Origin of the sequence: Pseudonocardia sp. DSM 110487 (genome assembly GCF_019468565.1) — a bacterium.
In the GTDB taxonomy this organism is placed as follows: Bacteria; Actinomycetota; Actinomycetes; order Mycobacteriales; family Pseudonocardiaceae; genus Pseudonocardia.
In genome coordinates this window covers 7,694,700-7,708,950 of sequence record NZ_CP080521.1, presented here as the reverse complement: position 1 = coordinate 7,708,950, position 14,251 = coordinate 7,694,700, and the positions used below count along the sequence as shown (strand labels likewise).

The 14,251-nt window shown below is 69.2% G+C and carries 15 protein-coding genes; 7 read left to right on the top strand and 8 right to left on the bottom strand.

The window, feature by feature from the left end:
• Window positions 1–12 precede the first annotated feature (12 nt).
• From K1T35_RS36055 to K1T35_RS36030, 6 genes are read right to left on the bottom strand one after another with little or no spacing between them, the layout of a single operon-like run.
• Window positions 13–480: a nitroreductase/quinone reductase family protein gene (locus tag K1T35_RS36055; protein ID WP_255621099.1), complete on the bottom strand. Its 468-nt coding sequence runs from the start codon at window positions 478–480 to the stop codon at window positions 13–15.
• 7 nt (window positions 481–487) lie between these two features.
• Window positions 488–1,237, bottom strand: a complete 750-nt coding sequence (locus K1T35_RS36050) for a GntR family transcriptional regulator (RefSeq protein WP_220256201.1) — start codon at window positions 1,235–1,237, stop codon at window positions 488–490.
• Window positions 1,238–1,282: 45 nt separating this feature from the next.
• Window positions 1,283–2,347: an alkene reductase gene (locus tag K1T35_RS36045; RefSeq protein WP_220256200.1), complete on the bottom strand. Its 1,065-nt coding sequence runs from the start codon at window positions 2,345–2,347 to the stop codon at window positions 1,283–1,285.
• Window positions 2,344–3,456 carry an LLM class flavin-dependent oxidoreductase gene (locus K1T35_RS36040; protein ID WP_220256199.1) on the bottom strand — a complete coding sequence of 371 codons (1,113 nt, stop codon included), beginning with the start codon at window positions 3,454–3,456 and terminating at the stop codon, window positions 2,344–2,346. The genes K1T35_RS36045 and K1T35_RS36040 overlap by 4 nt, the downstream gene beginning before the upstream one ends.
• Window positions 3,457–3,469: 13 nt before the next feature.
• Complete coding sequence (locus K1T35_RS36035; RefSeq protein ID WP_220256198.1) at window positions 3,470–5,173, bottom strand: CocE/NonD family hydrolase; 1,704 nt, start codon at window positions 5,171–5,173, stop codon at window positions 3,470–3,472.
• Window positions 5,174–5,175: 2 nt separating this feature from the next.
• Window positions 5,176–5,574, bottom strand: a complete 399-nt coding sequence (locus tag K1T35_RS36030) for a heme-binding protein (protein ID WP_220256197.1) — start codon at window positions 5,572–5,574, stop codon at window positions 5,176–5,178.
• Between the two features lie 493 nt (window positions 5,575–6,067).
• Here K1T35_RS36030 and K1T35_RS36025 point away from each other — a divergent pair, with 493 nt between their 5' ends.
• From K1T35_RS36025 to K1T35_RS35995, 7 genes are all read left to right on the top strand, one after another.
• A complete protein-coding gene (locus K1T35_RS36025; RefSeq protein WP_220256196.1) occupies window positions 6,068–7,210 on the top strand; it encodes an alpha/beta hydrolase in 1,143 nt (380 codons plus the stop codon).
• 9 nt (window positions 7,211–7,219) lie between these two features.
• Window positions 7,220–8,125 (top strand): NADP-dependent oxidoreductase, encoded by a 906-nt coding sequence (locus K1T35_RS36020; protein ID WP_220256195.1) that lies wholly within the window; start codon window positions 7,220–7,222, stop codon window positions 8,123–8,125.
• 24 nt (window positions 8,126–8,149) lie between these two features.
• Window positions 8,150–9,073, top strand: coding sequence for an SDR family oxidoreductase (locus K1T35_RS36015; protein WP_220256194.1), 924 nt, complete (start codon window positions 8,150–8,152; stop codon window positions 9,071–9,073).
• 110 nt (window positions 9,074–9,183) lie between these two features.
• Window positions 9,184–10,050, top strand: a complete 867-nt coding sequence (locus tag K1T35_RS36010; RefSeq protein ID WP_220256193.1) for a fumarylacetoacetate hydrolase family protein — start codon at window positions 9,184–9,186, stop codon at window positions 10,048–10,050.
• A 29-nt stretch (window positions 10,051–10,079) separates the two neighbouring features.
• On the top strand, window positions 10,080–11,003 hold the full coding sequence (locus K1T35_RS36005) for a VOC family protein (RefSeq protein WP_220256192.1): 924 nt from the start codon (window positions 10,080–10,082) through the stop codon (window positions 11,001–11,003).
• Window positions 11,004–11,161: 158 nt separating this feature from the next.
• Complete coding sequence (locus K1T35_RS36000; RefSeq protein ID WP_220256191.1) at window positions 11,162–12,208, top strand: winged helix DNA-binding domain-containing protein; 1,047 nt, start codon at window positions 11,162–11,164, stop codon at window positions 12,206–12,208.
• Between the two features lie 99 nt (window positions 12,209–12,307).
• Window positions 12,308–12,949, top strand: coding sequence for a DUF4328 domain-containing protein (locus K1T35_RS35995; protein WP_220256190.1), 642 nt, complete (start codon window positions 12,308–12,310; stop codon window positions 12,947–12,949).
• 67 nt (window positions 12,950–13,016) lie between these two features.
• Here K1T35_RS35995 and K1T35_RS35990 read toward each other — a convergent pair whose 3' ends face one another.
• Complete coding sequence (locus tag K1T35_RS35990; protein ID WP_220256189.1) at window positions 13,017–13,433, bottom strand: nuclear transport factor 2 family protein; 417 nt, start codon at window positions 13,431–13,433, stop codon at window positions 13,017–13,019.
• Window positions 13,433–14,239 carry an MBL fold metallo-hydrolase gene (locus tag K1T35_RS35985; protein ID WP_220256188.1) on the bottom strand — a complete coding sequence of 269 codons (807 nt, stop codon included), beginning with the start codon at window positions 14,237–14,239 and terminating at the stop codon, window positions 13,433–13,435. The genes K1T35_RS35990 and K1T35_RS35985 overlap by 1 nt, the downstream gene beginning before the upstream one ends.
• Between the last annotated feature and the right edge of the window lie 12 nt (window positions 14,240–14,251).

Here is a 14,251-nt window from a genome sequence, read left to right as displayed (position 1 = left end):
TTGTGCTCCTTCTCAGCCGGATCGCCGCACCAGGCGGATGATCGGCAGCTCGCGATCGGTCTTCTGCTCGTACTGCGCAAAGCGGGGGGCGGCGGCGGTGATCTGCCGCCATGCTCGTTCGCGCTCCGGCCCGTGGAGTTGCTCGGCGATCACGGCAACCGTGCGGCCTGCCAGCTCTATCCGAACCTTGTCGGGATGTGCGGCGATGTTGTGGTACCACGCCGGATTCTTCGGCGCGCCGGCCGCTGACGCCACGATCAGCCAGCTGCCGTCCTCGCCGGGGAACCAGCCGACCGGGGTCGCGCGTTCGACACCGCTCTTCCGGCCGATGGTCGTGAGGACCAGGGCGTTCATGCCCATGAACGTGCCGCCCCGGCGGCGGATCCAGCTCATCATCATCTTGTTCAGCCACCGCAGGACGCGTCCTGCGGGCTGACGCGTGCCGCGCGATCCAGCGGGGTTGTCGAAGCTGCCACTCATCGGATGGTCAGTGGCAGGTTTGGCGCAGCGCGGCACGGAGCAGGCGTGGGTCGTGCAGCGGATCCATCAGCGCCATGATTGACAGCGCTGTGGCGGCCAGGTGTCGGGCCAGTTCCGCGCCGGCGGCAGTGGCGTCCCCCCGGGACAGCGCTTGCAAGATTTTGGTGTCGTGTGCCATGACGACGTCCCAAGCGCTTGGTGTCTGAGTCATGTAGACGCGGCGATATCGGCTGGCGTGATCAGACAGCTGACTGATCTGCCGCAGCAACCGGCCGCTGGTGTCTGAGTAGAGGAGCGAGTGGAACCGGTTGTGCGGAACCGTGAATCGGTCGTAGTCGCGCTGCTCGGCGCTGTGGCGCATGTCCTCGAGCGCCGCGGCCATATCATCCAGTTCGCTCGTGGTCAGCGACGAGACTCGCACGGTCAGCGCCAGCGGCTCCAGCACCAGCCGCGAGGCGTAGAGCTCCTCCAGGTCGTCCAGTAAGAAGTCGGCAACCTGGACGCGGTGGTTGTGCCGCGAGATCAAGAGCCCTTCCCGCTCCAACAACCGGCACGCCTCGCGGATCGGGGAGCGGGACACGCCGAGATCGCGGGCCAGGTGAGCTTGGGACACGACCGCTCCGGGCGGGAGCTGGCCGTTCAGGATTCGGTTGCGCAGCAGGTCGTGAACCGTGTCGAGCGTGGCTGTTGCGTGGCCCGTCTCGCTCCCGTCCTCGGATGCTGCCAGCGAGTCTGGTGATCGTTCGACCATCGTCATGGGCCCCTGTGTGCTCGGCGCGTTCCGCGATTGTGAAGTCAATGATTACCTCCCGTTGAGCACCGGGTAGTCGGTGTACCCCTCCGCGCCACCGCCGTAGAAGGTCGCCCGGTCCGCCTCGTTGAGTGGCGCGTCGCGGCGCAGGCGCTCGACCAGATCGGGGTTCGCCAGCGCCCACTGTCCGACGGTGATGATGTCGGCGAGCCCGCTGTCCAGGTCGCTGGTGAGCTGCTGCCGGGTGCGGCCGCCCCGGTTGACCACCAGCGCCGTCGGCCAGCGGTCGCGGATCTCGCGCAGCAGGTCGTCGTCCTGTCCCTGCATCACGTGCAGGTAGGCGAGCTCGAGCGGGGCGAGTTCGGTGATCAGGGCGCGGTAGGTCTCGGCGGTGTGCGGCCCCTCGTCGATGCCGTTGATGGTCCCTCCCGGCGAGATGCGGAAGCCCGTGCGTTCGGGCCCGATCTCGGCGGCGACCGCCTTGGCGACCTCCACCGCGAACCGGATCCGGCCTGCGACGGAGCCGCCGTAGGCGTCCGTGCGGCGGTTCGCGTTGGGGGACAGGAACTGCTGGATGATGTAACCGTTCGCGCCGTGGATCTCGACGCCGCTGGCGCCGGCCTCGACGGCCCGCGCCGCCGCTGTTCGGAAGTCGTCCACCGTGGACGCGATCTCCTCGGTGGTCAGGGCACGCGGCTGCGGGATGTCCTGCATGCCGGACGCGGTGAACATCGGTACGCCCGGCGCGATCGCCGAGGGCGCGACAGGCTGCCGGCCGTGGGGCGTGTTGTCGGGATGACTGATCCGGCCGACGTGCATGAGCTGGATGAAAAGGTGCCCGCCTGCCGCGCGGACCGCATCGGTCACCGCGCGCCAGCCCTCGACGTGCGCGTCGGCGTGGATGCCGGGCGTGGTCAGGTAGCCCTGGCCGTCTGCGCTGGGCTGCGTTCCCTCGGTGATGAGCAGTCCGAGCGACGCACGCTGGGCGTAGTACTCGACCGCCAGCGGCGCGGGCGTGCCGTCCGGGAGCGCGCGGCTACGGGTCATCGGCGACATCGCCAGCCGGTGCTCGAGTGTGATCGGTCCCACCTTGAACTGTGTCCACAGGGTCGTCATTCGATGGTCTCCTCACGCAGGGCGGGAATGACTTCGCGCCCGATCAGTTCGTAAGAGGTGAGCGTCTGTTCTTTCGTCAAGATCCCGAACGAGCCCCACATCAGGAGGTTCGAGGACCCGATCTCGTGCGCCTGCTTCAGCAGCGTGTCGCGGACGGTGCTCGGTGACCCGACGATGAAGATCCCGAGATCGACCAGGGTCTGCCAGTCGACCGGACCGGATCCGGCGAAGGGACGGAAGAACGACTGGTAGAACTCGGTGTTGTAGCCCTCTGGGACGGTGTTTTCGATGTCCTTCCAGACGACGGACTCCTTGTAGAGCCCGAACATGTGGTTGAGCGCGGGCTCGGCGATGGCGCGGGCCTCCTCGTCGGTTTCCGCGACGAAGACATTCCTGAGCACCATCACGCTTTCCGGCCCTGCGGCGTTCCCCGCCTTGTGCGCGGCAGCACGATACCTGTCGTGTACGGCACGCAGTTTCTCGGTGGGCTGGAAAGCGGTGGAGATGCGGTAGCCCTGCTGGGCGCACCAGTCGATGGTCTCCGGACTCAGCGCGGTGATCCAGATCGGAGGGCGCGTCGACATGGGTTGCCGCGGTTGCGGCCAGATCGACGTCTCCTCCTCGAAGTTCGCGTACTCGCCGGTGTGGGTGAAGACCGGCTTCGAGAGCATCTCTTCGATCAGGCGCAGACCTTCTTGGAAGCGCGGTCGCGTTTCCTTCAGCGGGATCCCTTCGCGGGCGAACTCCCGTTCATCGACGCCCCGGCCGAGGCCGATCTCGAGCCGCCCGTGGGTGAGGTAGTCCAGCATCGCGAACTCTTCGGCCAGCCGTCGCGGGTTGTGCATCGGCACGATGTTCGCCATGACGCCGAGCCTGAGTCTCTCAGTGCGCTGGGCGATCGCGGCGACCAGAAGATTGGGTGATGGGCTCAAGGCGTAGGGGGTGTAGTGGTGTTCGCTGAAGAACACCCCCTCGAATCCGGCACGCTCGGCCAGCTCCCACGATTCGAGGTGCCAGTCGAAAAGATCTTGGGTGGCATCGGTATCGAATTTCGTGGCGTCAGGGGACCAGGGGTAGTTGAAGACGTCGAACAGCCAGGGTGTGACCATATTCTTTCCTCCGTCAGGTTCCGGCGGACATGTAGGTGCCGATGCGGTTGCCATCGGTGATGGGAAGCGACAGTTCGGACGGGTGTTCGGCGTCGTGCAGGATGCTGATCCAGGAGGGACTGCGCCTGAGTAGATGGCCCTGAGCGACCATGTCGAGGACCTTCTCGGGTTGTTCGAGGTCGGCGGAGCTGATCTGGAGCTGGATGCGCTGGCCGGGGGTGAACACATAGGCGGTCGGCGCCAGCGAGATCTCGTAGCGGTGCACCGCGTCAGGGGTCACGGGTTTGGGGTTGGTGTAGGGGTGCTCGCGCAGCCAGGGTTCGGATCGGGCCTCGTCCACCTCGCGCAGAGTTCCGCGGAGCCAACCCCGGGTGAGCAGGTGGCGGCTCCCGTCGGCGTCGACCACCCACAACGAGAGGAACAGCAACAGCTCGTCGTCGGTGGTGGCCGCGTACACCGTCGCGGTCGCCGGCCCGACCACTTCGGTGCGTTCGACCAGAGCGGGCGTGGTGAAGGTGACGGCGCCACGGTCGTTGTACGTGTTGTCCTCGTAGCCGGACGCGCCTTCGAATGGCCAGTGCTCGTGTTCGGACAGCAGCCCGTCGCGGTGGAGGTAGAAGCTGTGCCACGTGGTGTGCGGCAGGGGCCACTCGTGGGCGTCGAGCCAAGAGCCCTTGCCGTCGTGGCCGGGCAGGAACAGCTGCACGGGTGGCTCGTCGAGGTAACCGGTGTCGTTGCCCTTGAGCCAGTGGTCGAACCAGCGCAGTGACTGCTCCGCGTACTGGTAGACCGGTCGGTCGAGGTAGATCGGCGGCCCGACGATCAACTTCTTGGGTGCGTCGATCTGCTTCCATGCCCGGAACTCGCCGGGCAGGTGCAAGCCGTACATGGCCCAGCAGGCGCCCAGCACGATGGGCACCCGGATGGCCATGAGGTCGGGGTTGCGTTCGTGCCAGTAGGGGCCGTCCTGCGGGTTCATCAGCACGTCGATGATCAACGGGTGCGCGTTCGCGTCCGGCGCGGCGAGCGCGGCCGCGAGCTCGGGCACGGCTGTGATGTCCGGGTCGGCGCGCAGCTGCTCCAACCGGCGGGCGTACTCCTGTTCGCCGAGCGCGTTCTTGCTCCATCCCTCGATGCGGGCGTTGGCCAGGTGCTTGCTCCACGACGTGAGGAAGTTACGGGCGAGGATGCCCCCGTGGTAGAACTTGTCGCGGTAGAAATCGGTGTAGCCGAACGGCGCGAACACGGCCTTGAGCGGTTCCGGGTCGCGGGCCGCGACCTGCTTCGCCACGACGGCGAAGTAGGACACGCCGAACATCCCGACAGCGCCCGTGCACCACGGTTGGGTCGCCATCCACTCGATGACGGCGACCGCGTCGTCGACATCGCGCGATCCGTAGTGTGAGTAGCGGCCGCCCGAGGCGCCGGTCCCGCGCGCGTTGACGATCACATGGACGTACCCGCGCCGGGCGTAGAAGTAGGGGTCGCCTGCCTCGGCCTGAGCGTTCGCCGGGTTCATCGCGCGAGGGTGCGAGTGCGCGGTCTGCATGGCGGCGTCGTAGGCGTGCACCCCGAGCAGGGCCGGGAAGCGGCCGTCGGAGTCCGGCCGGTACACCTGCGCGTCGAGCTCGACGCCGTCGTCCATCACGATGCGCACGCCTCGCTCGACGCGCACGTCGTACTGTCGTGGCGACGTTCGCCAGTCGACGCCGAACACGTCTACAGCTCCCCGAGGGAGTCGAGCGCGGCGCGGGCCACGGCCACATCCTGAGCGCTGGTGCCGCCGCTCACGCCGATCGCACCGATCACGCGCCCGCCGGCGGTGATGGGAAGACCGCCGCCGACAAGGCTGAACCTGGGCACTGCCGGCATGGACGCCAGCGCAGCCGGGTCCGATGTGACGAACGTGTGCACCTGTTCGGTGGAAGCACCGGCATTGGCGGCCGTCCAGGCCTTGTCGGCCGCCACCTTCATGGTCAGCAGGCCGGCGCCGTCAGTGCGCGCGATCGCGATCGGCTCACCGGCGACATCGCTGACGACGATGGTCGCCGGCATACCGGCTTCGCGTGCGGCTCCGACAGCGGCCTCGAGCAGTCGCCGAGCCGTCTCGTAGCTCACCGTCGATCGCTCGTACGTGGTCGGTTCCGTAAGAGTCATCCGTTTCCTTCCTCACAGTGGCAGGCCTGGTGCAGCGCGGCACGGCGCAGGCGCGGTCGTGCAGCGCATCCATCAGCGCCATGAGCGACAGCGCTGTGGCCGTGTGTGGTCGGCGCGTCTCGAACGAAGTCTGTCGACAGTCTAGCCCTCAGTCAAGCAGCGGAGCTGCGGTACGCCCTTGGAGTCTCGTGAGCTAGGGTCTAATCTGTCGACAGAATCAGTCTGTGTAGCCGAGGAGACGTCGTGATCGAACCGGCCCTGAGGTCACTGACGTGATCGCCGCTGACGCCCTCGGCCACATGCTGGAGGAGTACGGGACGACGCACGCCTTCTACGTGCCGGTCCTCGCGCCAGAGCTGATCAAAAGGATGCTCGCCGGCGGCATCGAGCCGGTGATATCGATGCCCGCTTCGGCTCGGTCCCGGCACTGCGCACCGCCGCGGACGTCGAGCTGGTGGACCGCGCGGCTGCCGCAATCGCCGCGGCCCAGCGGCCCATCGCGCTCGTCGGCGGCGGAGCCCGGCGCTCGGGCGCGGGCGGCGTCCTCGGTGAGCTGCTCGACCGCACCGGGCTACCCGCGGTCACCACGCTGAACGGCAGTTGGTCACCCACTACCTATCCAAGGAGACCCCCAGTGCGCCATGCCTTTGATCCAGAGCTCGCCCCGATCGTGGAGATGCTCCCCACCCTCGCGTGGGACGACCCCGCAGCGTTCCGCCGGCAGGCCACCGAGTTCGCCGCGGCCTGGCAGCGCCCTGAGACGGCCGTTCCCGTGGAGGTACGGGACGCGGCGGTACCGGGCCCGGCAGGCGCACCGGAGGTGCCCGTGAGGATCTACGTTCCCAAGACCGGTCAGGACGAGGGAGCGTACGGCGCGCTCGTCTATTTCCACGGTGGCGGCTGGATGGGCGGTGATGTCGCCGGGAATGACGGCATGACGTACACCTTCGCCGTCGAGTCGGGGGCGGTCGTGGTGTCCGTCGACTACCGCCTGGCCCCTGAGCACCCCTTCCCGGCCGGGCTCGAGGACTGCTTCGCGGCCTTCGGATGGACGGTCGAGAACGCCGCGGAACTGGGCATCGACCCCGAGCGGATCGCGGTCGGCGGCGACAGCGCCGGCGCCAACCTCGCGGCCGGCGTGAGCCTGATGGCCCGCGACCGGGGCGGGCCGACGCCGTGCTTCCAGCTCCTGCGCATCCCGGCCGTCGACGACCGCCTCGACACCCCGTCCATGGCCGAACTCACCGACACGCCGATCATCAAGGCGTCCGACCTGCCGATCGTGTGGGACTCCTACCTGGGCGGCCCGGGGCGTCGGGGCGGCCCCGACGTCTCCCCCTACGCCGCACCGGCCCGCGCCGAGGACCTCGCCGGCCTCCCGCCCGCCTACGTCTGCGTCAGCGAGTTCGACCCGCTGCGCGACGAGGGCATCGCCTACGCCCAGCGCCTCGTCCAGGCCGGTGTACCCACCGAACTCCACCTCTTCCCCGGCACTTTCCACGGTTCCTTCGCCCTCCCCGGGGCGGAGATCAGCCACCGGATGAACGCCGAGGCGATCACTGTGATCCAGCGCGGCCTGCAGATCGAACAACCCTGAGGAGTTGTCATGAAAGCCATCCTGTTCGACCGTTTCGGCGGCACGGAAGTGCTGCACGAGGCCGACATCGAGATCCCCCAGCCCGGCCCCGGGCAGGTCCGCGTCCGCGTCGAGGCGGCCGGCGTGAACGCGCTGGACGGCAAGATCCGCTCCGGGGCGATGCAGGCCGTGTTCCCGACGCCGCTGCCCGCCATCCCCGGTCACGAGGTCGCCGGCGTGGTGGACGCACTGGGTGAGGGCGTGCAGGACGTGAAGGTGGGCGACGAGGTGCTGGGCTGGTCGGACACCGGCTCATTCGCCCAGTACGCGCTGGCCACCACCGTGGTTCCCAAGCCCGCCGACCTCGACTGGCAGCGCGCGGTCGCGCTGCCGGTGGCGGGCGCGACGGCCGAGCGGGTCCTGGACCTGCTCGGTGTCGCCAGTGGGGAGACCGTGCTGATCCACGGCGCGGCCGGAGCGGTCGGAACCTTGGCGGTCCAGCTCGCCGCTGCCCGCGGAGCACGTGTCATCGGCACCGCCGGTCCCGCCAACCAGGATTACCTCGCCTCGCTCGGCGCCACCGCGACTCATTACGGGGAGGGCCTGGTCGAGCGGGTCAGGGCGCTCGCCCCCAACGGCGTGGACGCGGTGTTCGACGTGGCAGGGAAGGGCCCCCTCGAGGACTCCATCGCCCTGCGCGGCGGCACCGAACGCATCGTCACCATCGCCGACTTCCGCGCGCACCAGCTCGGCATCACCTTCTCCAGCAGTCCCCGGGAACGCTCGGCCGCCCGCCTGGCCGCCCTGGCCCAGGACGCCGCGACCGGCAAGGTCGTCACCACCGTCACCGCCTACCCGCTGGCCCAGGCCGCCACGGCCCAGGAGGTCAGCGACGCCGGGCATGTCCGGGGCAAGCTCGCAATAACTCTCGATTGATCATTTGATGGGGAAGTGAGACCAATGACCACCAACCGCTCCACCACCCTCCCGGTCCTCGTCGTCGGCGCGACCGGCTCCCTCGGGGGCAAGGTCGTCGACGAACTGCTCAAGAGCGGTAAGAACGTCCGCGCCCTGGTCCGGCCGACCACCGACGCGAGCAGGCTCGAAAGCCGGGGTGTCGAGATCGCCCGCGGCGACATGCTCGACCTCGACTCACTCGTCGCCGCCATGAACGGCGCCGACGCCGTCATCACCACCGCTGCCGGCTACACCCGCGGCGGCAAGAACGCGAACGACATCGACACCCTCGGCAACGCCAACCTCGCCGAGGCCGCCCACCGCGCCGGCATCAGGCGGTTCGTCCTGACCAGCATCCTCACCTGCGACCAGACGCCCGATGTCCCGCACTTCTGGCACAAGAAGGTCGCCGAGGACAAGCTCGAACAGCTCGGCGTCCCGTTCGTCGCACTGCGCCCGGGGGCGTTCCTCGAACAGATCGCGAGCATGGCGGGCAACCCGATCGACAAGGGCCGCCTGACGTGGATGGGCAAGAGCACCGTCCCGCTGACCTTCGTCCACACCTCCGATCTCGCGGCGTACCTGGCGGCCGCGGTCGACGCCGAGGTCAAGGACGGTGAGCGCGTCGACATCGGCTGGGACCGCCCGGTCAGCATGCGCGAGATGGCCGACCTGATGGGCAGCCGGGCCGGAAAGAAGATCAAGGTGTGGGCCGTCCCGTCCCCCGTCACCCGCGCCGCGGGGGCCGTCACCGGCCCCTTCATGCCGATCGTCAAGGACATGGCCGCGATGTTCGGGTGGTTCGACACCGGCCGCTACGTCGCCGACCCCCGTCGGCAGGAGCAGCTGTTCGGCCCCGTCCCCACCGCCGAGGACGCCCTCGCCCGGCTCACCGACGAGTTGGGCAAGGCGCAGCACCGGGACTGACCGATCTGCTCGAGGAGGCGGCGTTACGCAAAATCTCGATATTCGATTGACATCTCGCCTGATGGTCTGGTTGGGTACCTCGCCACGGGCTTCCGCCGGAAGGGCATCAGATGCGACTGGCTTCGGTCTCGGGACGGGCGACGGTGCTGGCCGGCGCCGACGGGGGAGGCGACGTCCGCGGGGTCGAGGTCGCGCGGGCGAGCGAGGGCCGGTTCGGCCCCGACGTCGCCGCGCTCTACCCGGTGTGGGAGGCGTTCCGCGAGTGGGCCGGCTCGGTGGACCCGGCAGGCGGGGATCCGATCGACCCGGCAGCGCTCGGGAACCCGGCACCCGCACCGGCCCAGGTGTTCGCGATCGGCCTCAACTACCACGACCACGCCGCGGAGGCCGGCCTCCAGGTGACCCGCGGAGCCGTGCCGCCGACGTTCACGAAGTTCCCCGCCTCGTTGTCCGGGCCGTTCGCGCCCGTCGCGCTCCCGAGCGACAAGGTCGACTGGGAGATCGAGCTCGTCGCGGTGATCGGCCGGCGCGCGGAACGCGTTCCCGCGGCGGAAGCGTGGACATATGTCGCCGGGCTGGCCGTGGGGCAGGACTACTCGGAACGTGCAGTTCAGATGGTCGGGCCGGCCCCGCAGTTCTCCCTGGCGAAGTCCTTCCCCGGGTTCGGCCCGATCGGGCCGTGGCTGGTCACCCCGGACGAGCTGGACGATCCCGACGATCTCGAGCTGGTCTGCGAGATCAACGGCGAGCAGGTGCAGAAGGGCCGGACGTCGGCGATGGTTTGGTCGCTGCCCGACCTGATCTCGGTCCTGTCGGGCGTGTGCCCACTCCGGCCGGGTGACGTGATCTTCACCGGGACGCCGGCCGGGGTGGGCATGGCTCGCAAGCCTCCGTGGTTCCTGGCCGCAGGCGACGTCGTCGTCAGCCGCATCCAGGGCATCGGGGAGATCCGCCAGGAGTGCCTGGCCGGCAACTGAACCGACACCGCCGAACCGAGGAGCACGCAATGCCGCTGCACCGACTCTCGTCCCTCACCATCGGTGTTCCCGACGTGGCCACCGTTGCCGGCTATTACGCCGACTTCGGCCTCGAGCAGGTGGCGCCCGGTCGGTTCGCCACCGCCGACGGCGGTGAGCAGCTGCGGCTGGAGTACGCGCCGTCGCGGCGGCTGCTGGCCCTCGAGATCGGGGTCGACGACGTCGAGGACCTGGAGCGGGCGAAGCGCAACCTCGACCGGTTCGGGGTGCCGACGCAGCGGGCGGGCGGCTCGTTGTCCGCCGTCGAGCCGGTCATCGGGGTGCGGGCAACCCTGCGCGTCACTCCACACCTGATCCAGTCACCGATCCCGGCCACCCCCTACAACGGGCCCGGTCGGGCCGATCGGCCCAACGTGCGCGCGCCCGGCATCCTGCGCGAGGGTCGGGTCCGTCCCCGCAAGCTGGGGCACGTGGTGATCGGCTCCACCGATGAGGAGGCGACCCGCGGTTTCTTCACCGACGGGCTCGGTTTCAAGGTCAGCGATCGCGTGCCCGGGCTCGCCGCGTTCATGCGCTGCTCCACCGACCACCACAACGTTCTGGTCAATTCCGCGCCGGTGAGCTTCCTGCACCACACCGCCTGGCAGGTCGATGACGTCGACGAGGTCGGCCGCGGCGCCTCGGCGATGCTCGAGGAGCATCCCGAGCGGCACGTGTGGGGTCTGGGGCGCCACCACGTCGGCTCGAACTTCTTCTGGTACCTCAAGGATCCCGCGGGCAACTTCTCGGAGTACTACTCCGACCTCGACGAGATCATCGACGACCAGCTCTGGAATCCCGAGACCGTCGAAGGCGCCCGCGGCATGTTCAACTGGGGGCCGCCACCCCCGCCGTCGTTCATCCATCCCGAAGATCTTGCGGGGCTGATGACCGGCGCGCACTCGGCCGGCTGAGAACGGGAGCCGTGGACGATGCCCATCGACCGGCTCGCCGGCGTCCGGGACCGCGAGGATCGGCCGACCGGCCACACCCAGCCCGCCGGCGGGCAGCGGTGACGCCGGAGGGGCTCGAATTGGCCCATCGCCGCACCGGCGCCGTTGGCCTGGGCGGCGTGCAGCCGGCCCCGTTCGCCGACGCGGCCGACGTGGTCGGCTGGTTCGGCGGGTTGCAGTCTCAGGACTACCACCCGGCGAAGTGGGCGCTCGCCCAGCGGCTCGGCCCCGGCGTAACCGACGCAGACCTCGATCGCGCATTCGACGAGGGCGTCATCCTCCGCACGCACGTGCTACGCCCGACGTGGCACTTCGTGGCCCCCGCCGACCTGCGCTGGCTGCTGGAACTGACGGCGCCGCGGATCCACGTGCTCAACACCTATGCCTACCGGCGGGGTGAGCTCGACGGTCCGCTGCTGCGCCGCACCACGGACCTGATTGCCGACGCTGTCGCCGACGGGAACCACCTCACTCGCACCGAGATCGCGGCGTTGCTCGCCCGCCATGGCATTACCGCGGCGGGGTTCCGGCTCGGCTACATCCTCATCCACGCCGAACTGGAGCGGATGATCTGCAGCGGCCCGCTGCGGGGGAAACAGCACACGTACGCGCTGCTGGAGGAGCGGGTCCCGCGGGCGGCGAGCCTGGATCGCGAGGCGGCGCTGGCCGAGCTGGTCCACCGGTTCTTCACCAGCCATGGTCCGGCGACGGCGAAGGACCTGGCGTGGTGGTCCAGCCTCACGCGTGTCGACATCGCCACCGGGCTGTCGCTCGCCGGCGACGCACTGGAGAGCACCGACGTCGACGGCATCACCTTCTGGTCCGCGCCGGGAAACGCCCGCACGCCGGCCCCGTCCCCATCGGTGCGGTTGCTGCAGGCCTACGACGAGTACATCGTCGGCTACACCCAGAGCAGGTACCTGCTCGACCTCGGCGACCTGGCGGCCGTGGCATCGGGCAAGCCCTCATTGCCGAACGGTGTCATCGTGGTCGACACACAGGTGGCCGGCCGCTGGAAGCGTACGGTCCGGGCCGACACCGTCGTGCTCGATACGGTGCTGTGCCGGCCGTTCGATGCCGCTGAGACCGCCGCGCTGCACGCTGCGGCCGACAAGCTGGGGATGTTCCTGGGCGCACGCGCTGTCGTCTCGGCGAGTGTGCTGTGATTTGAGATGTGGTGTGCGTCACATAGCTGCCGGCGTCCCAACCGAGGCGCGGCGCGCGGGCTCGTTTCTGACGCATCGCCGACCTCTGGAGGAGCCACCATGCACCCCGCGGAACGCCCAGTTGCCGGACAGGTCCAGCCCACGCCGTTGCACGGTCTGTCCACCGCGGCATCTGGTGCGGTGTGGGTGACTGCCGTCGGCTCGATCCTGATGGCCGCATCCACGTCGACCTTCGGGTGGTACCAGTCGAGCGCGCAGGCTCAGCTCGGAATGGTCCTCATGGGCGGAGGCCTGTTGCTCAGCCTCATCGGGCAGGCGGTGGCCGGCATCCTCGTGATCGTGTGGCTCACCAGGGCCCGCGCGAACGCCGACGCCCTCTACGTTGCCCGGCACCGCCTGGCTGCCGGATGGGCGATCGGGGGCTGGTTCATCCCGATCGGCAACCTGTTCCTGCCCGTCGTCGTGGTGCTCGATCTCGTGAAGGCCAGCAACCCCACGGGGCAACCGCTCCCGCAGGTATGGATGTGGTGGGCGGGCTGGATCGGCGGCAGCCTCGCCGCACCGATCGGGATCGCCGTGACGCTGGCGAGTGACCCACTCACCCGGCGCGGGCCGGCCGCATTGATGCTCTTCCTCGTCCTCGCAGCTGTTCTCTACACATCGGCCGCGTTCGCCTTCAGGAGCATCGCGAAGAATCTGGCCAACTGGCAGGACGAGCGCATGGCGCAGGTCAACTACTAGTCCCCATCCGGAGGCGCCAACGCCACGGCGCGTGTCCGCCCCGGCAACGGGGATTGCGCACCGGTGGTCAGTCGGCCATGGCTTCGCGGACGAGCGCGGTGTCGACGAACTGCTCGAAGCGGACGATGAGGCCTCCACGTACGACGAAGTGGTGGGCGACGCGCACGTCGATCGCCTTGCGCGTCGCCTTGTTGATCGCCGTGTAGCGGGCGAGGACGACGACGTTCTCGCCGTCGACGACGTAGGTGTCGTCATGGGCGGTCCAGTCGTCCCATTCCCCGGCGAGCGCTTCCATCACGTTCGATGTGACGCCGTCGGGCGTGCGGTAGGTGCCGGCGAGGGGGAAGCCGGCCATCTCGGTCCACTCGACGTCGGGGGCGAGGGTGGCGCGCAGCGCTTCCAGGTCGCCGGCTGCTGAGGCGAGGTACTGGCGGCGCACCACATCGGCCGGAGCGGGGGAGAGCACGATGTCGGACACGTCCATCAGCCCCACGTCATCTCGCCCTTGGCGACCTTGGCGCCGATCTGAGCTGCGATCTGCATGCCGTTGTCGGGGTAGCGCTCGATGAGCGCGGCGGTGAGGGCGGCGCCGTCGGCGGCCTTGCCGAGCTCCTCCTCGAAGGCGAGGAGGTAGTCGCGGGTGGCGGTGATGGCGGAGGCGTCGGCGGGGGTGCCGGGAAGGCGGTGGCCGGGGACGACCAGCCGCGGGTCGAGGGCGGCCATCTCGTCGAGGAGGTCGATCCAGGCGGAACGGTCCTTGGGGGTGGGGGTGTCGGCGACCCAAACGTGCTCCTGCTGGAACAGCAGCACGCCGCCGAGGATCGCGCGCTGCTCGGGCTGCCACAGGTAGTGGCGGTCGGGCAGTCCGGCGGGGCCGCCCTTGAGTTCGAAGCGGTGGCCTTCGAAGGTGAGGTCGCCGGTCAGCGGGGTGAGCTCGACCAGGCGGCTGGGCAGGTTGGCGCCAAGGGTTGCCCACGCCTTCAACTTGCCCTCGTAGGAGTGCCGGATGTGGTCGATGACGAGCGGGGTGGCCACGAACGTGGCGTCGGGGAAGGCGTCGGCGAGGACTTCGGCGCCGAAGTAGAAGTCCGGGTCGCCGTGGCTGATGAACACGGTGGTGAGCGTCTTGCCAGCGTCGAGGACGGCGGCGGCCAGGCGGTGGCCGTCGGCGCGGGTGAAGCCGGCGTCGACCAGCAGGGCCTCGTTGTGGCCGGTGACGAGCGTGGCGGTCTTGTTCTTGCTGCCGGCCGGGAAGTCGAGGTCGAGGACGGTGAAGGACAGGGTGGTCATGGTGGGGCTCCT